This window comes from Pseudomonas sp. Mb7, assembly GCF_054790525.1.
In genome coordinates this window covers 4,178,869-4,200,275 of record NZ_CP186501.1, presented here as the reverse complement: position 1 = coordinate 4,200,275, position 21,407 = coordinate 4,178,869, and the positions used below count along the sequence as shown (strand labels likewise).

Genomic DNA, 21,407 nt, shown 5'->3' with positions numbered 1-21,407 from the left:
TGCGTGGTTCTCCCTTGGTTGACCTTTATCAAGAATAGATGTTCGGTCGGGATTGCGCGGCCCCCTCACCCTAACCCTCTCCCAGAGGGAGAGGGGATTGACCGAGGTGGATGTTGGAGGTACGCCGACTTGAGAGACCTGAGTCGAACTCAGGTTTTGAACAGCACGAAGATCGGCTCCCTTTCCCCACACCATTTTGAGGGAGAGGGACTGACCGAGATGTTTGGGTTTTATGCATCGACCGGAAAGTCTTCAGTCGAACTCAGGTTTTGAGGAACATGAAGATCTGCTCCCTTTCCCCCTCGCCCCCCCTGGGGGAGAGGGCTGGGGTGAGGGGGTAAGGCTCTTGATCTTCAGATGCGGAAACTGCCAACCAGTTGTTTCAGACGCGAAGCCTGCTGCTCCAGGTCCGAACACGCGCGCAACGTCGCCTGCAAGTTCTCCACGCCTTCCTGGTTCAGCGTGTTGATCTCGGTGATGTCGACGTTGATCGACTCCACCACAGCCGTCTGCTCTTCGGTCGCGGTGGCCACCGACTGGTTCATCCCGTCGATCTCGCCAATGCGCTGGGTCACGCTGTTCAAGCGCTCCCCGGCAAGGTTGGCAATCTCGACGCTGTCCTGGCTGTGACGCTGGCTGTCGCTCATGGTGCTCACCGATTCACGGGCGCCGACTTGCAGTTCCTCGATCATGGTCTGCACCTGTTGCGCCGATTCCTGGGTGCGGTGCGCCAGATTGCGCACTTCATCCGCCACCACGGCAAAGCCCCGGCCGGCTTCACCGGCACGTGCCGCTTCAATGGCCGCGTTGAGCGCCAAGAGGTTGGTCTGTTGGGAAATGCTGGTGATCACTTCGAGAATCTGGCCGATGTTCACGGTTTTGCTATTCAGCGACTCGATGTTGCTGCTCGACGCGCTGAGCATGCTCGACAGTTGATTCATCGCCTTGATGCTGCGATCCACCACTTGCTGGCCGTCTTCAGCCAGACCGCGCGCGTCGCTGGCCTGATTCGAAGCCTGGGCGGCGTTGCGGGCGATTTCCTGCGCCGCGGCGCCGAGTTGGTTGATCGCCGCGGCGACACTGCTGGTGCGTGAGGCTTGTTGGTCAGAGTTGTACATCGATGAGTTCGATGCCGCGACCACGCGCAGGGCGACTTCGTTAACCTGGCCGGTGGCCGACGACACTTCGCGGATCGAGCCGTGAATACGCTCGACGAAACGGTTGAATGCGGTACCGAGCACGCCAAATTCATCTTTATTGACGATGGTCAGGCGTTTGGTCAGGTCGCCTTCGCCATCGGCGATGTCTTCCATGGCGCGGGTCATCACGTGCAGCGGCTGGATCAGCAGGCGGATCAGCATACCGAGCAGGGCAATGATGATTGCCACGGCAATCACGGTCGCGATCACTGCCGAGGTGCGGAATTCGCTGAGCATCGCAAAGGCCTGATCCTTGTCCACCGACAGGCCGATGTACCAGTTCACCGACGGCAGGCCTTTGATCGGCGCGAAGGTGACGATGCGGGTCTTGCCATCGACGGTGACTTCGCTGAAGTCGCTGCTGATGCGCGGGGTGTCCTGTGGATAGGCTTCTTTCAGTGATTTCATCACCAAGGCCTTGTCCGGGTGCACGAGGATCTTGCCGTCGGCGCTGACCAGGAACACATAGCCCATGCCGTCGAAGTCCCGGGCGGCGAGGGTGTCGACCAGCGATTGCAGGCTCAGGTCGCCGCCAACCACACCCACGCTCTGGCCGGCCTTTTTCGAGGCAGTGGCGATGGAAATGATCAACTGGCCGGTAGCAGCGTCGATGTACGGTTCGGTCAGGGTCGAGGTGCTGCTGCCCTCGGCACCTTTATACCAAGGGCGCACGCGCGGATCGAAACCGTCGGGCATCTTGGTGTCCGGACGGATGGTGAAGTGCCCGGTGGCATCGCCCAGATAGGTCGCCATGAACGTCGAGGTCAGGCTTTTCTGTTCCAGCAGACTGGCGACGTTGGCGGGCTCGGGGTTGATGGCGATGTTTTGGGCGGCGTTCTCGATCAGTAGAATGCGGCCGCTGAGCCAGGTCTGGATATTGCCGGCAGTGACCTCGCCCATCTCGTTGAGATAGTTGTTCAGGTCATCGCGGATCGCATTGCGCTGTAACCAGTCGTTGTACAAGGTAAACGAGGCGAAGGCGGCGATGACGATGAGGGCGGCGGCAAGCAAAATTTTATGGCTGAAGCGCAGATTTTTGTTCATGGCTTGGGGTTCCGCTAAGGTCTTAATGTCCAGGGCATGCTTTTATAGAAGCGCGCAAAATGGGCAAGGGTGAAAACAAGCTGATATTTCCGTCTCTCCTTAGGGAAATGTCCGGCCTGACTTGTGGTCGGGGTCTCTCACTCCTCTTTATCGGCCATGCGCAATCAAAGATTAACCATTGGGTGACAAAATGCCTGACTCCTCGCAACTCGTAATCGGCGCTGATCTCGCAGGCCAACAGATCGCTCAGGCCATGCGCCTGGCCAACCGCCACGGACTGGTCGCGGGCGCCACCGGTACCGGTAAAACCGTCACTTTGCAGCGTTTGGCCGAGGCGTTTAGCGACGCCGGGGTCGCGGTATTTGCCGCCGACATCAAGGGTGATCTGTGTGGCCTCGGTGCGGCGGGCAATCCGCAGGGCAAGGTGGCCGAGCGCATTGCCGGGATGCCGTGGCTCAACCACAAGCCGCAGGCCTATCCGGTGACCTTGTGGGACATCCACGGCGAGTCCGGTCATCCGTTGCGCACCACGTTGAGCGAAATGGGCCCGTTGCTGATCGGCAGCTTGCTGGAACTGACCGACAGTCAGCAGTCGGCGCTATATGCAGCCTTCAAGGTCGCCGATCGCGAAGGCCTGTTGCTGCTGGACTTGAAGGATCTGAAAGCGCTGCTCAATCACCTCAAGGACAATCCGCAGCTGTTGGGTGAAGACGCGGCGCTGATGACCACCGGTTCCAGTCAGGCGCTGCTACGCCGTCTGGCGATCCTTGAGCAGCAGGGCGCCGAAGCCTTGTTCGGCGAACCGGCACTGCAACTTGAAGACATTCTGCAACCGACCGCCGATGGTCGCGGGCGCATTCATTTGTTCGATGCCAGCCGTCTGGTGCACGAGGCGCCGAAGGTCTACGCGACGTTCCTGTTGTGGTTGCTGGCCGAGTTGTTCGAGCAGTTGCCGGAGCGCGGCGATGCCGACAAACCGCTGCTGGCGCTGTTTTTCGATGAGGCGCATTTGCTCTTTGGCGACACACCCAAGGCACTGCAGGAGCGGCTCGAACAAGTGGTGCGCTTGATCCGTTCCAAAGGGGTTGGCGTGTATTTCGTCACGCAGTCGCCGGCGGACTTGCCCGATGACGTGCTGGCGCAGCTCGGCCTGCGCATTCAGCATGGCTTGCGCGCCTTTACCGCCAAAGAGCAGAAATCCCTGCGCGCGGTGGCGGACGGCTTCCGGCCGAATCCGGCGTTTGACAGTTTGTCGGTGCTGACCGAGTTGGGGATTGGCGAAGCGTTGGTCGGCACGCTGACCGAGAAAGGCACGCCGGAAATGGTTCAGCGCGGGCTGGTGGCGCCACCGCAGTCGCGAATCGGGCCGCTGACGGAAACCGAGCGCACGCTGTTGATTGCGGGTTCGCCGTTCAAGGGGCGCTATGACAAGCCGATCGATCGTGAGTCGGCGTATGAAATTCTGATGGGGCGTAAAGGGCTGGCGCCGGAGGCCGAGGTGCCAGCGGGTAAGCCAGCAGATGAAGAGCCGAGCCTGGCCGACAGGGCAGGGGAGTTTCTCGGGACGGCAGCCGGGCAGGCGCTTAAGTCGGCGATGCGCCAGGCAGCCAATAACCTCGGTAAGCAATTGGTGCGCGGCTTGATGGGCTCTTTACTCGGTGGCAGCAAACGCCGCTGATCTAATGTAGGAGTGAGCCTGCTCGCGAAAGCGGTGTGTCATTCAACTTCAATGTTATCTGACACAACCTCTTCGCGAGCAGGCTCGCTCCCACATTAAATAATTATTCACGTTCGGATAGCGCTCAGGTCTTGGCTTTGGCGTGCGCCGCAAGGCGTTCCAGCGCCGCACGCAGATTCGGATCAGTGATCCCGTCCGCTGTGGCCTGAATCGTAGCCGCCGCATCCGTGGACAAATCCATCGTGTGCCCGGCCGCCCCGCGCTGCACTGTAGGCGGCTGCACCTTGAACAGAATCCGCGTCAAACTGGCGAACTCATCAAACATCTGCAGCTGCCTCTGCAAGCGTTTTTGCTGATAACGCAGACGTGTGGCCCAATGGCCATCGGTGACAATCAGCAACAGACTGCCCTCACGCCACGACGCTACATGGCAATGTTCACGGGCGGCGGGTTGCAGTTGGCTTTCGAGCAGACGCTGCAAATGCCCCAGTCGTTGGGCATGACCGAGGATGGCTTTGAGCGGCTTGGCTTCGCGCAGGAGAACGGCGGGTGCTCTGGCCGTAAGAGGGCGAAATGCCATGATCGAACACCTGAAGTAACAGAAACGCCATGGTAGCAGAAAGGCCGAAATCACTCGCCCATTGCTTTTGCCCCCGCTTTACCCATTAAATCAACGACTAACTTCTGCCTTGTATGACTTGAAGTTGAGCAAAACGCCCCTATTTTAAGTGAGCCCCGTCAAAGCGCAGTGCCAGCATCGTGGAACATCGCCACTTTCCTCACTTCCGTTTCCGGGTAGAATGCTCGTTCGCATGCGGCCATGAGGGCTGCACGGGCGACGCTCACGGGGCCGCCCTCCATCCCTTTAGTGTGGAAGATCCTGCCGATATGTTTGCGCCTTTGTTAAAGAAACTTTTTGGAAGCAAGAACGAGCGTGAAGTCAAACGCATGCTCAAGACGGTGCAGCTCGTCAATGCCTTCGAAGAGCAAATGGTGGCCCTTTCGGACGATCAATTGCGCGCCAAGACCGTTGAGTTCAAGGCCCGCATCGCCAAAGGGGAAACCCTCGACAAGCTGTTGCCAGAAGCCTTTGCGGTCGCCCGCGAAGCCGGCAAGCGCATCATGGGTATGCGCCACTTCGACGTACAGCTCGTCGGTGGCATGACCTTGCACGAAGGCAAGATCGCCGAAATGCGCACCGGTGAGGGTAAAACCCTCGTAGCGACCCTGGGTGTTTACCTCAACGCACTGTCCGGCAAGGGCGTGCACGTTGTGACGGTGAACGACTACCTGGCGCGTCGTGACGCCAACTGGATGCGCCCGCTGTATGAATTCCTCGGCCTGACCGTCGGCGTCGTGACGCCGTTCCAGCCGCCGGAAGAGAAGCGTCTGGCCTACGCCGCCGACATCACCTACGGCACCAACAACGAATTCGGTTTCGACTACCTGCGCGACAACATGGCGTTCAGCATGGAAGAAAAATTCCAGCGCGAACTCAACTTTGCCGTGATCGACGAAGTCGACTCCATCCTCATCGACGAAGCGCGTACCCCGCTGATCATTTCCGGTCAGGCCGAGGACAGCTCCAAGCTGTACATGGAGATCAATAAACTGATCCCGCAGTTGGAACTGCACGTTGAAGAAGTCGAAGGCGAAGTCACCAAGGCTGGCCACTACACCGTTGACGAGAAGACCCGTCAGGTCGAACTCAACGAAGCCGGTCACCAGTTCATCGAAGACATGCTCACCCGCGTTGGCCTGCTGGCTGAAGGCGAGAGCCTGTACTCGGCACACAACCTGGGCCTGCTGACCCACGTGTATGCCGGTCTGCGTGCGCACAAGCTGTTCAACCGCAACATCGAATACATCGTGCAGGACGGCCAGGTCGTACTGGTCGACGAACACACCGGTCGTACCATGCCGGGCCGTCGCTTGTCCGAAGGCCTGCACCAGGCCATCGAAGCCAAAGAGGGTCTGAACATCCAGGCCGAGAGCCAGACTCTGGCCTCGACCACCTTCCAGAACTACTTCCGTCTGTACACCAAGCTGTCCGGCATGACCGGTACCGCCGACACCGAAGCGTTCGAATTCCACCAGATCTATGGTCTGGAAGTCATGGTTATTCCGCCGAACAAACCGTTGGCGCGTAAAGACTTCAACGACCTGGTGTTCCTGACCGCCGAAGAGAAGTACGCGGCCATTGTTGCGGACATCAAGGAAAGCATGGCGGCCGGCCGTCCGGTGCTGGTGGGTACTGCCACCATCGAAACCTCCGAGCACATGTCCGCATTGCTCGTGAAGGAAGGCATCGAACACAAGGTTCTGAACGCCAAGTTCCACGAAAAAGAAGCCGAGATCATCGCGCAGGCCGGTCGTCCGGGCGCCCTGACTATCGCCACCAACATGGCCGGTCGTGGTACCGACATCCTGTTGGGCGGTAACTGGGAAGTTGAAGTCGCGTCGCTGGAAAACCCGACCCCTGAGCAGATTGCCCAGATCAAGGCCGACTGGCAGAAGCGCCACCAGCAAGTGCTGGAATCCGGCGGTTTGCAGGTGATTGCCTCCGAGCGTCACGAATCCCGTCGTATCGACAACCAGCTGCGTGGCCGTGCCGGCCGTCAGGGTGACGCCGGTTCCAGCCGCTTTTACCTGTCGCTGGAAGACAGCCTGATGCGCATCTTCGCTTCTGATCGAGTGAAGAACTTCATGAAAGCCCTGGGCATGCAGCCGGGCGAAGCGATCGAGCACCGCATGGTGACCAACGCGATCGAGAAGGCGCAGCGCAAGGTTGAAGGCCGCAACTTCGATATCCGTAAGCAACTGCTCGAGTTCGATGACGTCAACAACGAACAGCGTAAAGTGATCTATCACATGCGTAACACGTTGCTGGCCGCCGACAACATCGGTGAAACCATCGCCGATTTCCGTCAGGACGTGCTCAACGCCACCGTCAGCGCGCACATTCCGCCGCAGTCGCTGCCTGAGCAGTGGGACGTGGCCGGTCTGGAAGCTTCGATTGCCAGCGACTTCGGCGTGACACTGCCGATCCAGCAGTGGCTCGACGAAGACGATCACCTGTACGAAGAAACCCTGCGCGAGAAGCTCATGACCGAGCTGATGGCGGCGTACAACGAGAAAGAAGACCAGGCCGGTGCCGACGCACTGCGCTCGTTCGAGAAGCAAATCGTACTGCGCGTGCTGGACGACCTGTGGAAAGACCACCTGTCGACCATGGATCACCTGCGTCACGGTATCCACCTGCGTGGTTACGCTCAGAAGAACCCGAAGCAGGAATACAAGCGCGAGTCGTTCACGCTGTTCTCCGAACTGCTCGACTCGATCAAGCGCGACTCGATCCGTGTGCTGTCGCACGTTCAGGTGCGCCGCGAAGATCCGGAAGCCGAAGAGCAACGTCTGCGTCAGGAAGCCGAAGCACTGGCCGCCCGCATGCAGTTCGAACACGCCGAGGCCCCAGGTCTGGAGCAACCGGAAGTTCTCGGTGAAGAGGTCGATGTGGCCCTCGCCACCGCGCCGGTTCGCAACGAGCAGAAGCTGGGCCGCAACGAACTGTGCTACTGCGGTTCGGGCAAGAAATTCAAGCATTGCCACGGGCAGATCCAGTAAACCCCGTTTCAATCGCTGAAATACCCGCGCCGCGACCGGCTCCTGCCGTCGCGGCGTTTTGCCATTTAAACCACCGTCGCTGCGAGTGACGGTGCTGACATCATTGAGTAAGGAGCGCATTCATGGCTGTTGGTCTTGGTCCTTTGCCAACGTTGCACCCGGTTGCCGGTTTTGAACTCGGTATCGCCTCGGCCGGCATCAAGCGCCCCGGGCGCAAAGATGTCGTTGTGATGCGCTGCGCCGAAGGCTCGACCGTGGCGGGCGTGTTCACCTTGAACGCATTTTGCGCGGCACCGGTGATCCTGGCGAAAAAACGCGTGCAGAACGCCGTGCGTTATTTGCTGACCAACACTGGCAATGCCAACGCCGGTACCGGCGAGCCTGGCCTGGCCGCCGCTGAACGTACCACTGCCAAACTGGCCGAGCTGACTGGCGTTGATGCCAGCCAGATTCTGCCGTACTCCACCGGTGTGATCGGCGAGCCGCTGCCGGTCGAGAAGATCGAAGGCGCGCTGCAAGCCGCACTGGATGATCTGTCGGAAAACAACTGGGAAGCCGCTGCCACCGGGATCATGACCACTGACACCCTGCCGAAGGGCGCCAGCCGCCAGTTCGAGCATGACGGCGTGACCATCACCGTCACCGGCATCAGCAAAGGCGCGGGCATGATCCGTCCGAACATGGCGACCATGCTCGGCTACATCGCCACCGACGCCAAAGTCTCCCGCGACGTCCTGCACAACTTGATGCTCGACGGCGCCAACAAATCGTTCAACCGCATCACCATCGACGGCGACACCTCGACCAACGACTGCTGCATGCTGATTGCCACCGGCAAGGCTGCACTGCCGGAAATCACCCGTGCTGAAGGCGAGTTTTTCGCCAAGTTGAAGCAAGCGGTGTTCGAAGTGTGCATGGACGTGGCCCAGGCCATCGTGCGTGACGGCGAAGGCGCGACCAAGTTCGTCACTGTTGAAGTCAACGGTGGCGGCAACCATCAGGAATGCCTCGACGTCGGCTACACCGTGGCGCACTCGCCGCTGATCAAGACCGCGCTGTTCGCCTCCGACCCGAACTGGGGCCGTATCCTCGCCGCGGTCGGCCGTGCCGGCGTGCCGGATCTGGACGTGAGCAAGATCGACGTGTTCCTCGGCGACGTGTGCATCGCCAGCCGTGGCGCCCGTGCGGCGACCTACACTGAAGCCCAGGGCTCGGCGGTGATGCAGCAGGAAGAAATCACCATCCGTATCGAGCTGGGTCGCGGCGATTGCAGCGAAACCATCTGGACCACTGACCTGTCGCATGAATACGTGAAGATCAACGCTGAATACCGCACTTGATCTAACCTGAGACCGAGTCGCCTGCATCGCCAGCAGGCTGGCTCCCACAGAGATCTGTGTCATTCACAAATCCCCTGTAGGAGTGAGCCTGCTCGCGATGGCGACCTGTCAGGTACCGAAGATTCCGGCCTGTCCATCCTGATGAAAGGCACCCCATCATGTCCCTGCACCTGATCATCGGCGACAAACTGCTTTCCTCCTGGTCCCTACGCGCCGCCCTGGCCGTTGAACTGACCGGCGCACCCTACAGCGAAGAACTGATCAAACTCGGCAAGCCCGACACCCGCGCGCTGCTGCTCAAGCATTCGCCGACCGCTAAAGTCCCGCTGCTGCAAACGGCGCGCGGCACCATTGCCGATTCATTGGCCATCGCCGAATACCTCGCCGAGCAGTTTCCGTCCGAGCAACTCTGGCCGAGCGACATATTCGCCCGTGCTCAGGCGCGATCCGCCTGCGCCCAAATGCACAGCGGCTTTTTCGCCATGCGCAATCACATGCCGTTCAACCTCAACCATGACGCGCCTCTGAACCCGGTGCCGCCGGAAGTGAAGGTCGACATCGAGCGCATGCTCGCGCTGTGGGCCGAGTGCCGTGCTGCTGCCACCGAGAGCGGGCCGTACCTGTTTGGTCGGGTGAGTCTGGCCGATGCCTTCTTCGCGCCGATTGCCGTGCGTTTGCGCACCTATCAGGTGACGCTGCCGGCCGCCGACGAAGCCTATGTTGAAACCGTCTACCAATGGCCCGCCTTCAAGGCATGGCAGAAGGCTGGACTGGAGGAGTTGAATCCGTGAAACGCGTACACGTCGCCGCTGCGGTCATTCGTGACAACAATGGCAAAATCCTCATCGCCCGCCGCGCCGACACGCAACATCAGGGCGGTCTTTGGGAATTCCCCGGCGGCAAGGTCGAGGCTGACGAAACAGTTGAAACCGCGCTGACTCGTGAGTTGCATGAGGAGTTGGGCATCGTCGTTGGCGCCGCTCGACCGCTGATCAAAGTGCGTCACGATTACCCGGACAAGCAGGTTTTGCTGGATGTCTGGGACGTGTCGGACTTCAGCGGCGAACCTCACGGTGCCGAAGGCCAGCCGTTGGCCTGGGTCACTGCGAAAGAACTGGCGAACTACGAATTTCCGGCTGCCAACCAGCCGATCGTTGCCGCCGCGCGTTTGCCTGCGGAGTACTTGATTACGCCGGAGGACCTGGAAACGCCGGCGTTGCTGCGCGGTATCCAGAAGGCGATTGCCGGCGGGATCAAACTGATCCAGCTGCGCGCACCGAACGGCTATGACCCCAAGTATCGCGATCTGGCGGTCGATGCGGCCGGGCTGTGTGCGGGCAAGGCGCAACTGATGATCAAGGGGCCGTTCGAATGGCTCGGTGATTTCCCCTCTGCCGGTTGGCACATCACCTCAGCACAGCTGCGCAAATACGCGGCGGCGGGGCGCCCGTTACCGGCGGAGCGCTGGTTGGCGGCGTCGTGCCACAACGCTGAAGAACTGGCGCTGGCCGAGCAGATGGGTGTGGACTTTGTGACCTTGTCGCCGGTGCAGCCGACACTGACCCATCCGGATGCTCAGCCGCTGGGCTGGGAGCAGGCTTCGACGTTGATCGAAGGCTTTAGTAAGCCGGTGTTTCTGTTGGGCGGGGTTGGCCCGGCCGAGCGCGAAAAAGCCTGGGGCGTTGGTGCACAAGGCGTGGCGGGGATTCGCGCGTTCTGGCCTGACTCTCTGTAAAGGCTGCTGACCTCATCGCTGGCAAGCCAGCTCCCACAAGGTTTTGTGTCGTTCACAAATGTTGTGTACAACTCGAAACCTGTGGGAGCTGGCTTGCCAGCGATGGCGGCCGGTCAGGCGCTACATCTCTGTCGGTTTTGGGGCCGGTTGCCAAAGAATCTCCGCAACCCCCTGCCGCCGCGCAATCAACCGCGCCGCGACAAACAGCAAATCCGACAACCGATTGATATACGCCAGCCCGACCCCGGCCAACGGCTCAATCGCATTCAAATGCTGACAGCGCCGCTCGGCACTCCTCGCCAGGCTGCGACAAACATGCGCCTGGGCAATCAACATCGAACCGCCTGGCAGAATGAAATTCTCCAGCGGCCCCAATTCCTCGTTCCACACATCGATCGCTGCTTCCAGTCGTTCGATTTCCGCCGTATTCAGCGCCTGATACGCCGGCATGGCCAGCTCGCCACCGAGATCAAACAAGCGATGCTGACAAGGCGCCAACACCTCGATCAGTTCATTCAGTTCCGGATACGTTTCGCGTTCGGCAATTAACCCGGCCAATAACACGCCGACCTGACTGTTCAGCGTATCGACCTCACCAATGGCCTCCACGCGTGGATGGTCTTTGGGCACGCGGCGGCCGTCACCCAGGCCGGTTTCACCTTTGTCGCCGGTGCGGGTGTAGATTTTCGACAGGCGAAAGCCCATGGGTTACCTCGATAATTGATTGGTTTCGGCAGCGATGGGCAGCGGTTGCGTCAACGGCAGGCGCAGGGTGAAACACGTGCCCTGGCCCGGTGCTGACTGCACCTCCATCTGCCCTTTGTGATTGTTGGTAATGATGAAATACGACACCGACAAGCCAAGCCCGGTGCCCTGACCGATTTCCTTGGTGGTGAAGAACGGCTCGAAGGTGCGTTTGCGCACGTTCTCGCTCATGCCGATGCCGTTGTCTTCGACCTGGATTTCAGCCCATGGCGGATTGAGCTTGGTGCGCAGGATGATCCGCCCCGGCTCACTGTCGTCTTCGCGCTGGTGAATCGCCTGCGCGGCGTTTTTCAACAGGTTGAGCAGCACTTGCTCAAGTTCGTTGGCGGTGCCCGGTACCGGGCCGAGCGCCGGGTCGAACTGACGGATGATCGCTTGCCCCTTGAAGTCGAAACCGATGGCCAGGTCGAAGTCGTTGCCGGCAATTTCCACGGCTTGATCGATCAGCGCCGGCAGATCGCATGGCGCCATCTGCCGGGTACTGCGACGGCTGAAGCTGAGCATGTGAGTGACGATTTTCGCAGCGCGAGCGCCGGCCTGTTGAATGCCATCGAGCAATTGCGGCACTTCGCGGCCCTGCAGGTAGCGGTTCACCGTGTCCAGGTCGATGTTCAGTTGCTCGGCGGTTTCGAGGTTCTTCGGCAGGTCGGCGGACAGGCGTCGACGGATGTTTTGCACGTTGTGCAGGATCGCGCCCAGAGGGTTGTTGATCTCGTGGGCCATGCCGGCGGCGAGGCCACCGACCGAGAGCATTTTTTCCGACTGCACCATCATTTCTTCCAGCGACAGACGCTGGGTGATGTCATCGATGCGGATCACCACACCACGCCCGGCACCACCCATCAGCGGGTAGAACGTCAGCGCGTAATGCTTGGGCTCCTCATCCTTGAACCACGTAACTCGCTCAATTTTTGCCACCGTGTGCTGCTCGACGGTCTGCTTTAGTTGCGGCAGAAACGGTTTGAGCGGTTCGAAGGCGAGGAAGATCGGTTGATTCAGCGCTTCGTCCAGCCGCGTACCGGAAAGGGCGCTGGCCTCCTGATTCCACTGGGTGACGTAGAGCTGCTCGTCGAGGGCGATCAGTGCCGAGGGCATCGAGTCGATGATGCTGTTGAGGTAGTTCTGGAAACCGGTGAGTTTCTTTTCGATCTTGCTGCGCACCTGGACTTCCAGTTCCAGTTTGCGATTGGTGTGGCGGGTTTCCTCAGCCAGGCCCTGAGCCTGATCGTAAGCCGCTTGTGAGTCGTCGCGGGCGCGCTTGAGCTGCTGTTCGCGGGCTTCGATGCGCGACAGCATGGTGTTGAACGCCTCGGCGAGGCTGCCGATTTCGTCATGATTGCCGCGTGAGGCGCGCAGGGCGTAGTTCTCTTCGCGGGTCACCTGACGCGACAATTCCTCAAGCTGATGAATCGGCCGGGTGATCAGGCGTTTGATCTGCCGGGCAATCACCAGCCACAACAACACGCTGAAAATCAGGATACCGAGGCTCGCGGTCAGCGTGCCGGTGTAGAACGCCATCGGCAGCTCGCTGCTGGCCACCAGCAACAGATGGCCCGGCGCGGTGCCGGGGCGGGGCAGGGTGATCAACTGGTTGCTGCGAAACTCGGTCAGTTGCCACGCTTCGATGTGCCGATAGCGTTCCGGCAGGCTGAGTTTTTCGCCGCGCTGGACTTGCGCCAGCCGTTCGCCCTTGCCGTCATAAAGGGCGGCGGCGCGCAGCGGTGAGTAACTGTCGAGTTCTTTGAGCAGACGCTCGGCGCTTTGCGGTGATTGCAGCGCTTCGCTGACCAGACTCGGGTTGGCAATCAGTCGGCCGATGGTCTGCAAGGCCTGCGGTGCCATGCTTTCCTGGGAGATGTAATAGGCGGCGCTGATAAAGGTCAGGTTGGCGACCAGCAGGACAGTGGTCAACAGCACCAGCAGGGCGGCCAGCAGTTTCTGGCCGACCGGCAGGTTTTCGAGACGCTGGCGCAATGGCATCAGGTTTATCGCAACAAAGGAACAAGTGGCCAGCGTAGCCGCTGCTCAGTCGCTGGGCAATCCAAGGCTGTGCAGATGAGCGACCAGTCGTTGCTGCAATTGATTGAGGTGCGGCAGGTTCAACTGGTGGCGCGCAGCGACTTTGCAGGCGTGGCCCAATAGATAGCTGATTTCGGTGCGGCGCTGGTTGGCGACGTCCTGATACATCGATGAGTAATTGGCGGCGGTGGCATGGATGACCCGTTCGACTTCCTCTTGCAGATTGTCGGCGGCGGCGGGTTGGCCGCAACGCTCCAGCAACTCGGCCAGTTCAGCGCACAGGGTGGCGACTTCGCAATGGTGTTCCTGCAAACCACCGTTACGGCAGTTGTGCAGCACGGTCAGCGGATTGATCGCACAGTTGAGCGCCAGTTTGCGCCACAGCCGCGTGAGGATATCGGTGCTCCATTCGTGGGGGATTTTCGCCGCGTCGAGATCGTCCAGCAAGATTGGCGCGACCGGATGGCCCACGTCGCCCAGCCAGGTGAAGCCGTGGCCGGCAAACACCACACGCCAGTCGCCATCGCGAAACGCGCCTTCTGTACTGGAAGCGCTGATGCAGCGTGCCAATGGCACAAGGTTGGCGACGGCGTCCTGACTGCCGAGGCCGTTTTGCAGAAGGATCAGTTCGGCGTCCGCTGTCAGTCGTGGGGCGAGGCGGGCGACGGCGTTTTCTGCGTCGTAGGCTTTGCAGGCTACCAGCAAACGGCTGATCGGCTCGGGACTGTCGGGTGTTTCGCCGGGAACCGCATAGCTGCTCGCCACACCTTGCTCCACCAGCGTCAAGCCGCCCGCAGCTTGATAGCTTTGCAAGCGTTCGGCATCACGCACGATCAGTCTGACCGGCAGGCCGGCGCGAGCCAGACGTGTGGCCCACAGTGTGCCGAGACTGCCGGCGCCGAGAATATGCCAGGGGGTGGCCATCAGTTTTTTGCTCGATTGCGTACAGGCATGTGCGGCTCGCCGTGTCGGTGGGAAAAGACCCGTTATAATGAGCCCGATTTTAACCGCAAGCCAAGCGCGCTCCATCCACATCGAGCGCGCCTTTTTATTGGAGAGATTACATGCCGTCGTTCGACGTGGTATCCGAACTGGACAAACACGAACTCACCAACGCGGTCGAGAACGCCGTGAAGGAACTCGATCGTCGTTATGACCTGAAAGGCAAAGGCAGCTTCGAGTTCAAGGAAAAGGACCTCACCGTCAGCCTGACCGCTGAAGCCGGATTCCAGCTGGAAGCGATGATCGAAATCCTCAAGCTGGCGCTGGTCAAACGCAAGATCGATGTGCAGTGCCTTGAAGTCAAAGACGCCTACGCATCGGGCAAGCTGATGAAGCAGGACGCCGTGCTCAAGGAAGGTATCGACAAGGAACTGGCGAAGAAAATCGTCGGCCACATCAAGGATGCCAAGCTCAAAGTGCAGGCGGCCATTCAGGGCGAGCAAGTGCGTGTGACTGGCAAGAAGCGTGATGACCTGCAAGAAGCCATCGCGGCATTGCGTGCCAAAGAATTCGGCATGCCGCTGCAGTTCAACAACTTCCGCGACTAAGCTCGGTCAGATGACCTGTGGGAGCGAGCCTGCTCGCGAAGGCGGTGTGTCAGTCAACTCATTGCTGAATGACACGGCGCCTTCGCGAGCAGGCTCGCTCCCACATTGTTTTGTGTACACCCGGCGGTTTTCTGCCGCTTATTTTTCGCGTGCCGAATGGCCGGAAATCAGGAGATAGAACATGGATTTGAATGCTGAGGTGGACAACCTGGTCAAGGCGTCCCAGGCGTGGATTCCGATGATCATGGAATACGGCAGCCGCGTGCTGCTGGCAGTGATCACGCTGGCCATCGGCTGGTGGCTGATCAACAAGGTCACGCAAAAACTCGGTGGTCTGCTGGCCCTGCGTAATGCCGATCTGGCGCTGCAAGGCTTTATCAGCAGCCTGGCGAACATCATTCTCAAAGTGCTGCTGATTGTCAGCGTCGCTTCGATGATCGGCGTTGAAACTACCTCCTTCGTTGCTGCGATCGGTGCTGCCGGTCTGGCAATCGGCTTGGCGTTGCAGGGTAGCCTGGCGAACTTCGCCGGCGGCGTGCTGATTCTGCTGTTCCGTCCGTTCCGTATCGGTGACTGGATCGAAGCGCAAGGCGTATCGGGTACGGTCGACAGCATCCAGATTTTCCACACCGTGCTGCGTACTGGCGACAACAAAACCATCATCGTGCCAAACGGCAACCTGTCGAACGGCATCATTACTAACACCAACCGTCAGCCGACTCGCAAGGTCGTATTTGATGTAGGCGTTGATTACGAAGCCGATCTGCAGAAGGCCCGTCAGGTGCTGCTGGATCTGGCCAAGGATGAGCGTGTGTTGCAGGATCCTGCACCTCAGGCCGTGATTTCGACATTGGGCGACAGTTCGATCACTGTTTCCCTGCGTGTGTGGGTTAAAACTGCAGATTACTGGGACGTAATGTTCATGTTTAACGAACAGTCGCGTGATCGTTTGAAGACGGCCGGTATTGATATTCCGTTTCCACAGCGTGTGATTCGTGTGGTACAGGAATCGGCAACACAATGATAGGTTGCTAATTAATTGCCTGACTTGTCGGTCAGGCAACTATTGCAAGTGACAGGCAATAAAAAAGGCCCATCGCAAGATGGGCCTTTTTTTATGCTTCCAAACTAACCACTGACGATTACAAGATGTTCAGTGGGTATTCGGTGATCAGGCGGAACTCTTTGACGTCGCCTTCGCCTTCGTCAGCGTTGGCAGTGTGCCAGGCTTGACGAATGCGGAAGGATAGGTCTTTAGCAGGGCCAGATTGAACAACATACTTGGCTTCGAAGTTGGTTTCGTGGTGTTTGCCATCTTCGCCGTAAGCGCCGGTATAAGAGCTGACGGTCGGAGTGTTGGTGCCGTCGATGTTCCAGCCATTGACGTAACGGACCATGAAACTCAGGCCAGGAACGCCATACTCGGCCATTTTCAGGTCGTAGCGGGCTTGAACGGATTTCTCGCCAGGACCGTTGAAGTCAGAGTACTGGATGGAGTTGGCGAGGAAGATCGAGTCACCACCGCGGTTCGAAGGACCGTGGCCGCCGACACCGATGTAGTCAAACGGAGTGTCACCGTTGACCTTCTGGAAGGCGAGGGTGAAGGTGTGAGCTTTCAGGAACGAGAACGCAGCAGCAAGGGAGAACGCAGTGTTGCTGATCTCGCCTGCTTCAGCACGACCGGTGTCGGTGGTGCGGTAGATGTTACCGTCCAGGTTCAACGACTGATCGCCACCCATCGGGATGGTGTAGTTCAGGTTGGCGTAGTACTGGTTCCAGATATCTTCCAGCTTGGCGCCATACAGCGAAGCGGACAGATTGTCAGTGATACCGTACTTACCGCCGAAGTAGTCGATGGAGTCAGCTTTGACGCCGGCGTAAGTGGCCCACAACTCGCCATCACGGGCGTTTTTGTCCTGGCTGGTGGCCGAGTAGAAGTGACCGGCTTCGAGGTCAAGGTCTTTGACTTCGCTGCTTTGTAGCTGGAAGCCACTGGCAGTTTGCGGAAGGATGCGGGAACCGCCAACAGCGAACACTGGTGCAGTGCTTGGCTGCATATCGCCGACTTTCAACTCGGTTTTGGATACGCGGAACTTGATGGCTGCGCCGGCTTTACCTTGACTGTCATTGACGTCGCGGGCGTAACCGTTGGCTTTGATGGTATCGCTACGGCTCATGTTGCCCGAACCGGAAGTACCGTCACCGCCATCGAGTTTCAAGGCCAGGTAACCGAATGCATCAATACCAACACCAACGGTACCTTGGGTGTACCCGGAGGTGAAGTTGCCCAGGAAACCCTGAGTCCAGTCTTTCTGGTCATGGCCGCCGTTCTTGTTGTCGCGGTTGAAGTAGTAGTTCTTCAACGTCTCGGTGAGTTTCGCGTCTTCAACAAAACCTTTGGCTTCAGACTGGTCACTTACAAACGGGGCGGCCGTTGCCACTTGAGTACTGGCTGCTGCAGCAACTGCCAGTGCGATCATGCTCCACTTCATCACGCGCATCGTGATTTGCTCCTTTGGTTTTAGAAGAGTACTGCCGTCCCACCTGTTTTATTATCTGGGCGGCTCTTTCTTTTTGTGTCGGCGCAAACTTATATCACGCCGACAATGTTGGCGATACTTGCTATTCCAACCTTTCAGCTTCTTTACGACGGTGTCGCAAATGACGTGGTGGATGTCGCAAATTCACAGTACCGACGCAGCCGGACTGACAACTTTCTCGCTGTTTATGGGCCTTTTTGCATCGGTAAAAAAGAGTCCCTGGCAAAACACTTGAATCTCCATCGGGCAACCCTGCCACTGTTCTTATGGGGCTTAAGGCATCCACTTCCAGTGGTGCGCTTATAGTCCATATGGGTACGAATGCAACAAGCGTGCACAAACCGCAATTTCGCTGCGGTTATTTTTCTGAACACCCGCCTACGTTTGTGAAAACCTCGTGAAAGCTGGGCTTCAAGCCTGATTTTTTCATTGCTTGACGCCATTCCTCCTATGGTGTTGTCACGCCGAGAAACGCGCGTGACATCCAAAAACGTTACCGGTTCACCCCGCCGGTGAGTATTTGGCGGATGCCCGACGCAGTGAGCGTAGACGCACTGTGCGGTTTTGGTGCAAAAAAATTTGCAGCTGTTCTGAACTCATACAGCTTGCAGGGGCATGACGCTGCACGTCTCTGCTGATTCTGGTCATTTTTTTGTGCTGAACGTCGATGTTGGTTCCGTGCTGGTGCGTCGCGCTCGTAAATGTCACATCTCGGGGCGTTGGCAGAGCGACGGGGTTCACCGTCGTCGTGAAGGCTGGCGCATTCGCAGGTATGCTGCCGTCCTGTCGCTTGGTGCGCTGTCCATCGGGATGGCCGCTAAGCTGAATAATGATCAGCCGGGAGTGCGCGCAGTGTTTGCTTTAGATTCACGACTTCAACAGGACACGCTGACCATCGGTGATTTCCCTCTCTGCCGACTGCTGCTGTCCAATGATGCCAACTACCCTTGGTTCATTCTGGTGCCTCGTCGGGACGATATCAGTGAGTTGTTTCAGTTGGATGTCGCCGATCAACAGCAGTTTTGGCAGGAAACCACCGCGCTGGCTGAGCTGCTCAAGGATCTGTTCGATGCCGACAAAATGAACGTCGCGACCTTGGGTAACGTTGTCAGTCAGATGCACATGCATGTGATTGTGCGCAAACGTGACGACGCAGCCTGGCCGGCGCCGGTCTGGGGCAAACACCCGGCCAAGCCTTACAGTACCGAGCAGGTCGCTGCCATTCGCGAACGATTGCGACTGGTGTTGACCGAGCATTTCACCTTTGTGGAGGGCTGAGTCATGAATCTGGAAGAACGTGTTACCGATCTGGAAAGCCGTCTGGCGTTTCAGGATGACACCATTCAGTCGTTGAACGACGTGCTGGTGGCGCAGCAGCGCGTGGTCGAGCGCCTGCAATTGCAGATGGCGGCGCTGCTCAAGCGTCAGGAGGAGATGGTCGGCCAGTTCGAGTCCTTCGAGGATGAGGCGCCACCGCCGCACTACTGAGACCGGTACTTTTCAGCAGGCGTAAAAAAACCGCGAACAGCACGCTGCTCGCGGTTTTTTTATGCCTGGATCAGCGTCGCGGCAGCGCGGCGATCACGTCCTCGGCTTGCAGGCCCTTGTCCCGGTTCATTACCGAGAACTCCACGCGCTGGCCTTCGACCAGGACGCGGTGACCTTCGCCACGGATCGCGCGAAAGTGCACGAAGATATCATCGCCGGAATCCCGGGAGATAAAGCCGAAGCCTTTGGAGGTGTTGAACCACTTGACGGTACCGGTATCACGATTGGTCATGTCATAGCTGGTTGGAGCAGCAGCCGGTGAAGAACGATAGAAGCTGACGGCCAGGTGCAGGACCACGGCAACCAGCGCGATCACCAGAGTGAACAGCACGGCTGGCTGACCGGCGATGACGGGCATCGGGGCGATCAGGGTCAAGGTTTGCAGGACGACGGTCAGTACCAGCAGCGCGCTGACCAGGTTTTGCAGATGCTGACGAGGGCCTTTGTTCCAGAAAGGAATCACTGGAGCAATCACCAGGTTCAGCAGGCCGAAAAAGGCCAGGTAAAGTGCATCGGGTTGTTGCAGGTAGGGAACGGCTTCGGATTTCAAGCTGGGTATGAACGACAGCAGCAAAGCCGCTGCGCCCATTAGCAGGTGGACGATTTTCAACATTTTGATTGGCTCACGTTTATGACGGCTCACAAGGAAGAGCTGAAGGCGCACGGTTCGCTTCGGAACAAAATAAGAGGCGGTGGACACGTTCACGGCATCAGCCTATGCGCAACGCCCCGAAAAATGGGGCATGGCGACACACTGCCTATTTAACAGCAAAGCCTGCGGCTACTCAAATCAGCCCGGCCAGCGGCATGCGTCGGTCGATTTGTCGCAGCACCTGCACCCGATCCGGGCTGCGGGGTGTCGGTAGGCTTGCTAGAGTGGGTCTGCACCTGTTGGATGAATTCAATCGCCGTTAGGGGGTAAACATGGCAATCGATATCGGTATCAGTGAAGAAGATCGCAAATCCATCGTCGAAGGCTTGTCGCGTCTGCTGTCGGACACCTACGTGCTGTATCTGAAAACCCACAACTTCCACTGGAACGTCACCGGCCCGATGTTTCGTACGCTGCATTTGATGTTCGAAGAGCAATACAACGAGCTGGCGCTGGCCGTGGACTCGATCGCCGAGCGTATTCGCGCATTGGGCTTTCCGGCGCCGGGCGCCTATGCCACGTACGCGCGCCTTTCTTCTATCAAGGAAGAGGTGGGCGTGCCGAGTGCCGAAGACATGATCAAACAATTGGTCGATGGTCAGGAAGCCGTGACCCGCACGGCCCGTGGCATCTTCCCGCTGCTCGACAAGGTCAGCGATGAACCGACCGCAGACCTGCTGACCCAGCGCATGCAGGTTCACGAAAAAACGGCGTGGATGCTGCGCTCGCTGCTGGAAGCGTAATCCCCCTAGTGCGCGGGCCCGCCAGCGGGGCTCGTGCGCTGTCCGCAATCCTACCTGTGTCGTTGGCTTATCCTACGGAGTCGGTCAATAAGTCGTCTGGCTATAACTTTGTGTCTGCGCTTTTATGAAAGCCACAGGATGTGACTTTTCAAACAAGCAGAGATGGCAAAGGAGTGTCACTGATATGGCAGAGGGAGACAGGCGAGGCGACAGGATTGTCGGCTTGCCCCATGAGTTGAAAGTTGATCCGTTCATCAGCGAGTTCGACATGGCACTGGTTCAGCCATCGTCACGATCCGTGCGTCTGAACGGTTATGCGACCTGTCTGCGGCTGGAGCGGGTCTACTGGAACATCCTCGGCAACATGGCCGCAGATAACTGCTGTTCGATCAGCTCGCTGTTGTCCCACGTCGACCGCGAAGTGCACCTGCGTCACGGCGGGGTGAGAAATTTCAGCGCGCTGGTGCGGGTGGTGTGCGTCATGAACGGCGTCAAGCAGGCAGCAGCTGCCGAATCGCTCTGAAACGGCGGTTGCAAACGAGGTCTCGGCCTGTGCAGTCTTACGGCTGCACAGGCCGCATTTAATCGATATAATCCCGCTCTTTCGCCGCAAAGCCCTGCGCGCGGTGGCAATCTGATCGCCGAGACACCCCCATGCCGATGTACGATTACCAATGTGCTTCCTGTGGTCATCAGTTGGAAGCCATTCAAAAGATCAGCGATGCACCGCTGGTCGACTGCCCTGCCTGCCAGGCGCCAGAGCTGAAGAAACAGCTGTCCATGCCAGGCTTTCGCCTCAGCGGCAGCGGTTGGTACGAAACCGATTTCAAGACCGGGACCAAGAAGAATCTGGCCGGTGGCGACAAATCTGACTAGGGTTCAACCCCAGGTTGAACGACACGCGTGAGTTTCCGCATTGCTTTGAAAGCAACGGGATCTCCACCGAATATCGAATGACGAGAAGCGAACC

19 protein-coding genes and 1 pseudogene are annotated in these 21,407 nt (G+C 58.8%); 12 read left to right on the top strand and 8 right to left on the bottom strand.

Annotation, left to right across the window (positions count from 1 at the left end; genetic code table 11):
- Window positions 1–353 precede the first annotated feature (353 nt).
- Together ACOYXH_RS18960 and ACOYXH_RS18955 are read right to left on the bottom strand one after the other, a co-directional pair.
- Entirely contained in the window at window positions 354–1,118 is a 765-nt protein-coding gene (locus ACOYXH_RS18960) for a methyl-accepting chemotaxis protein (protein ID WP_371043227.1), read from the bottom strand.
- Window positions 1,119–1,211: 93 nt separating this feature from the next.
- Window positions 1,212–2,243, bottom strand: a pseudogene (locus ACOYXH_RS18955) (HAMP domain-containing protein); the annotation flags it as partial.
- 190 nt (window positions 2,244–2,433) lie between these two features.
- On the opposite strand from ACOYXH_RS18955, the gene ACOYXH_RS18950 reads away from it, so the two are divergent.
- A complete protein-coding gene (locus ACOYXH_RS18950) occupies window positions 2,434–3,921 on the top strand; it encodes a helicase HerA-like domain-containing protein (protein ID WP_460409869.1) in 1,488 nt (495 codons plus the stop codon).
- Window positions 3,922–4,045: 124 nt separating this feature from the next.
- On the opposite strand, the gene ACOYXH_RS18945 is transcribed toward ACOYXH_RS18950, so the two are convergent.
- A complete protein-coding gene (locus tag ACOYXH_RS18945) occupies window positions 4,046–4,501 on the bottom strand; it encodes a DUF721 domain-containing protein (RefSeq protein WP_016983197.1) in 456 nt (151 codons plus the stop codon).
- A gap of 308 nt (window positions 4,502–4,809) precedes the next feature.
- Between ACOYXH_RS18945 and secA the strand changes: the two genes are divergently transcribed.
- From secA to ACOYXH_RS18925, 4 genes are all read left to right on the top strand, one after another.
- Window positions 4,810–7,545 carry a preprotein translocase subunit SecA gene (secA, locus tag ACOYXH_RS18940; protein ID WP_460065745.1) on the top strand — a complete coding sequence of 912 codons (2,736 nt, stop codon included), beginning with the start codon at window positions 4,810–4,812 and terminating at the stop codon, window positions 7,543–7,545.
- Between the two features lie 122 nt (window positions 7,546–7,667).
- Window positions 7,668–8,885 (top strand): bifunctional glutamate N-acetyltransferase/amino-acid acetyltransferase ArgJ, encoded by a 1,218-nt coding sequence (gene argJ, locus ACOYXH_RS18935; protein WP_095048222.1) that lies wholly within the window; start codon window positions 7,668–7,670, stop codon window positions 8,883–8,885.
- 158 nt (window positions 8,886–9,043) lie between these two features.
- On the top strand, window positions 9,044–9,676 hold the full coding sequence (locus tag ACOYXH_RS18930) for a glutathione S-transferase family protein (protein ID WP_095048221.1): 633 nt from the start codon (window positions 9,044–9,046) through the stop codon (window positions 9,674–9,676).
- Entirely contained in the window at window positions 9,673–10,620 is a 948-nt protein-coding gene (locus ACOYXH_RS18925) for a Nudix family hydrolase (RefSeq protein WP_095126194.1), read from the top strand. The genes ACOYXH_RS18930 and ACOYXH_RS18925 overlap by 4 nt, the downstream gene beginning before the upstream one ends.
- Window positions 10,621–10,740: 120 nt before the next feature.
- On the opposite strand, the gene ACOYXH_RS18920 is transcribed toward ACOYXH_RS18925, so the two are convergent.
- Genes ACOYXH_RS18920 through ACOYXH_RS18910 form a run of 3 tightly spaced genes read right to left on the bottom strand, consistent with a single transcriptional unit; the run spans window position 10,741 to window position 14,328 of the window.
- Complete coding sequence (locus tag ACOYXH_RS18920) at window positions 10,741–11,325, bottom strand: cob(I)yrinic acid a,c-diamide adenosyltransferase (RefSeq protein ID WP_095126193.1); 585 nt, start codon at window positions 11,323–11,325, stop codon at window positions 10,741–10,743.
- 3 nt (window positions 11,326–11,328) lie between these two features.
- Entirely contained in the window at window positions 11,329–13,365 is a 2,037-nt protein-coding gene (locus ACOYXH_RS18915; RefSeq protein WP_320413392.1) for a sensor histidine kinase, read from the bottom strand.
- A 45-nt stretch (window positions 13,366–13,410) separates the two neighbouring features.
- Window positions 13,411–14,328, bottom strand: coding sequence for a putative 2-dehydropantoate 2-reductase (locus tag ACOYXH_RS18910; protein ID WP_460065740.1), 918 nt, complete (start codon window positions 14,326–14,328; stop codon window positions 13,411–13,413).
- A 140-nt stretch (window positions 14,329–14,468) separates the two neighbouring features.
- Between ACOYXH_RS18910 and ACOYXH_RS18905 the strand changes: the two genes are divergently transcribed.
- Both ACOYXH_RS18905 and ACOYXH_RS18900 read left to right on the top strand, forming a co-directional pair.
- Window positions 14,469–14,954 (top strand): YajQ family cyclic di-GMP-binding protein, encoded by a 486-nt coding sequence (locus ACOYXH_RS18905; RefSeq protein WP_007912755.1) that lies wholly within the window; start codon window positions 14,469–14,471, stop codon window positions 14,952–14,954.
- Between the two features lie 181 nt (window positions 14,955–15,135).
- A complete protein-coding gene (locus ACOYXH_RS18900; RefSeq protein ID WP_034153426.1) occupies window positions 15,136–15,978 on the top strand; it encodes a mechanosensitive ion channel family protein in 843 nt (280 codons plus the stop codon).
- 118 nt (window positions 15,979–16,096) lie between these two features.
- Here ACOYXH_RS18900 and ACOYXH_RS18895 read toward each other — a convergent pair whose 3' ends face one another.
- Complete coding sequence (locus ACOYXH_RS18895) at window positions 16,097–17,455, bottom strand: OprD family porin (protein WP_095048216.1); 1,359 nt, start codon at window positions 17,453–17,455, stop codon at window positions 16,097–16,099.
- 891 nt (window positions 17,456–18,346) lie between these two features.
- On the opposite strand from ACOYXH_RS18895, the gene ACOYXH_RS18890 reads away from it, so the two are divergent.
- On the top strand, window positions 18,347–18,772 hold the full coding sequence (locus tag ACOYXH_RS18890) for an HIT domain-containing protein (protein WP_077574284.1): 426 nt from the start codon (window positions 18,347–18,349) through the stop codon (window positions 18,770–18,772).
- Window positions 18,773–18,775: 3 nt separating this feature from the next.
- A complete protein-coding gene (locus tag ACOYXH_RS18885) occupies window positions 18,776–18,982 on the top strand; it encodes a SlyX family protein (protein ID WP_093430493.1) in 207 nt (68 codons plus the stop codon).
- Between the two features lie 70 nt (window positions 18,983–19,052).
- Here the strand turns inward: ACOYXH_RS18885 and ACOYXH_RS18880 are convergent, their stop codons facing one another.
- Window positions 19,053–19,655, bottom strand: a complete 603-nt coding sequence (locus ACOYXH_RS18880; RefSeq protein WP_007912746.1) for a cold-shock protein — start codon at window positions 19,653–19,655, stop codon at window positions 19,053–19,055.
- A gap of 311 nt (window positions 19,656–19,966) precedes the next feature.
- Here ACOYXH_RS18880 and ACOYXH_RS18875 point away from each other — a divergent pair, with 311 nt between their 5' ends.
- From ACOYXH_RS18875 to ACOYXH_RS18865, 3 genes are all read left to right on the top strand, one after another.
- Window positions 19,967–20,437, top strand: coding sequence for a Dps family protein (locus ACOYXH_RS18875; protein WP_038366640.1), 471 nt, complete (start codon window positions 19,967–19,969; stop codon window positions 20,435–20,437).
- 184 nt (window positions 20,438–20,621) lie between these two features.
- Complete coding sequence (locus tag ACOYXH_RS18870) at window positions 20,622–20,960, top strand: ribbon-helix-helix domain-containing protein (protein WP_095048215.1); 339 nt, start codon at window positions 20,622–20,624, stop codon at window positions 20,958–20,960.
- Window positions 20,961–21,091: 131 nt separating this feature from the next.
- Window positions 21,092–21,313, top strand: a complete 222-nt coding sequence (locus tag ACOYXH_RS18865) for an FmdB family zinc ribbon protein (RefSeq protein WP_093430491.1) — start codon at window positions 21,092–21,094, stop codon at window positions 21,311–21,313.
- The last annotated feature ends 94 nt before the right edge of the window (window positions 21,314–21,407 follow it).

Coding starts and splice junctions, on each gene's coding strand:
- ACOYXH_RS18960 (WP_371043227.1), bottom strand. CDS start 1,118: ATGTACAACTCTGACCAACAAGCCTCACGCACCAGCAGTGTCGCCGCG.
- ACOYXH_RS18950 (WP_460409869.1), top strand. CDS start 2,434: ATGCCTGACTCCTCGCAACTCGTAATCGGCGCTGATCTCGCAGGCCAA.
- ACOYXH_RS18945 (WP_016983197.1), bottom strand. CDS start 4,501: ATGGCATTTCGCCCTCTTACGGCCAGAGCACCCGCCGTTCTCCTGCGC.
- secA (WP_460065745.1), top strand. CDS start 4,810: ATGTTTGCGCCTTTGTTAAAGAAACTTTTTGGAAGCAAGAACGAGCGT.
- argJ (WP_095048222.1), top strand. CDS start 7,668: ATGGCTGTTGGTCTTGGTCCTTTGCCAACGTTGCACCCGGTTGCCGGT.
- ACOYXH_RS18930 (WP_095048221.1), top strand. CDS start 9,044: ATGTCCCTGCACCTGATCATCGGCGACAAACTGCTTTCCTCCTGGTCC.
- ACOYXH_RS18920 (WP_095126193.1), bottom strand. CDS start 11,325: ATGGGCTTTCGCCTGTCGAAAATCTACACCCGCACCGGCGACAAAGGT.
- ACOYXH_RS18915 (WP_320413392.1), bottom strand. CDS start 13,365: ATGCCATTGCGCCAGCGTCTCGAAAACCTGCCGGTCGGCCAGAAACTG.
- ACOYXH_RS18910 (WP_460065740.1), bottom strand. CDS start 14,328: ATGGCCACCCCCTGGCATATTCTCGGCGCCGGCAGTCTCGGCACACTG.
- ACOYXH_RS18905 (WP_007912755.1), top strand. CDS start 14,469: ATGCCGTCGTTCGACGTGGTATCCGAACTGGACAAACACGAACTCACC.
- ACOYXH_RS18900 (WP_034153426.1), top strand. CDS start 15,136: ATGGATTTGAATGCTGAGGTGGACAACCTGGTCAAGGCGTCCCAGGCG.
- ACOYXH_RS18895 (WP_095048216.1), bottom strand. CDS start 17,455: ATGCGCGTGATGAAGTGGAGCATGATCGCACTGGCAGTTGCTGCAGCA.
- ACOYXH_RS18885 (WP_093430493.1), top strand. CDS start 18,776: ATGAATCTGGAAGAACGTGTTACCGATCTGGAAAGCCGTCTGGCGTTT.
- ACOYXH_RS18880 (WP_007912746.1), bottom strand. CDS start 19,655: ATGTTGAAAATCGTCCACCTGCTAATGGGCGCAGCGGCTTTGCTGCTG.
- ACOYXH_RS18875 (WP_038366640.1), top strand. CDS start 19,967: ATGGCAATCGATATCGGTATCAGTGAAGAAGATCGCAAATCCATCGTC.
- ACOYXH_RS18870 (WP_095048215.1), top strand. CDS start 20,622: ATGGCAGAGGGAGACAGGCGAGGCGACAGGATTGTCGGCTTGCCCCAT.
- ACOYXH_RS18865 (WP_093430491.1), top strand. CDS start 21,092: ATGCCGATGTACGATTACCAATGTGCTTCCTGTGGTCATCAGTTGGAA.